Below are 1255 nucleotides of genomic sequence, written 5' to 3' on the forward strand. Positions count from 1 at the left end.
CCCTTTAGGTTTGTACTATGGTAAAATTTCAAGATTGAGTATTTTTAACAAACAGTACCAGAGTGGGCTTCCCTATGGGGTCGCAGAGCTTTTTTACTCTATGCACGGATTCAGGACCCACTCTGTATTGCTTACCAAACCTCCAATAGAAATTAGGGCATCATGGCTCATTAGTAAGGGTTTGAGGCAAAAGGTAAGTTTTTAGTGCAACTCTTAATAAATTAATGCTCATGGAGACTCAACATTTTATTGGCATTGACATTTCTAAAGCAACATTAGATTGGGCTGTTTACTCAACTCAAAAAGGTATTATTTATCAAACTCAATCGGCAAATTCACAAGCCGCAATCAAAGCTATTCTCAAAATCATTGAATCATTACCAAGCTTTGAGCGCTCAAAGTCAGTATGCTGCATGGAACACACAGGTATTTACAATGCACATTTGTTGACTTATTTGTATCAACTTCATTTTCCCATTTGGTTAGAAAATAGCTTGCAGATTAAACGGGCGGGAGGTTTACAGCGTGGCAAATCCGACACCATTGATGCCGTTCGCATTGCAGAGTATGCCTTCCGGTTTAAAGATAAAACTCGCTTATGGCAGCCTCCTCGTCAGGTTATTCAACAATTGGCAGCTCTGAGCTCGGTTCGCCACAGACTGTTAGGAGCCCGTCAGCAACTGCAACAACCTTTACAAGAACAGCAGGAATTCGTAAGCCCTTCGTTGCAAAAACAGCTTACTAAAACCTGTCAGGCATCACTAAAAGCCATCAATCTTGATATTGAGAAGATTGAAAAACAAGTTAAAAATTTGATAGACAAAGACCCACATTTAAAAGAACTTTTTGAACTAATTACTTCTGTACCGGGAGTAGGTTCCGCTACTGCTTCTGAGGTACTTATCGCTACTAACGAATTTACTAACATTACTGATCCCAAAAAATTAGCCTGTCATGCAGGGGTTGCTCCTTTTGAATACCAATCTGGCAGTAGCATTAGAGGAAAAACCAAGGTTAACCATCATGCCCGAAAACGGTTAAAAAGCCTTTTTCATTTAGGAGCTATGTCCGCCATTCGAGTCAAAGGCGAAATTCAAGACTATTATTTGAGAAAGGTCGCCGAAGGCAAGAACAAAATGTCAGTTTTGAATGCCGTTCGCAACAAACTCATTCATCGCATCTGCTCGGTGGTGCATCACCAGCAAAAATATGACAAAAATTATACTCGCACGCTTGCATAAACCATAGAAATCCG

General features: G+C 40.2%; 1 protein-coding gene. It reads left to right on the plus strand.

Going from position 1 to position 1255, the window contains the following annotated elements; all coding sequences use genetic code 11:
• Nucleotides 1–230: 230 nt before the first annotated feature.
• Entirely contained in the window at nucleotides 231–1241 is a 1011-nt protein-coding gene (locus AC23N5_RS31400; RefSeq protein ID WP_487758561.1) for an IS110 family RNA-guided transposase, read from the plus strand.
• The last annotated feature ends 14 nt before the right edge of the window (nucleotides 1242–1255 follow it).

Source organism: Runella sp. R5_40 (assembly GCF_057652295.1).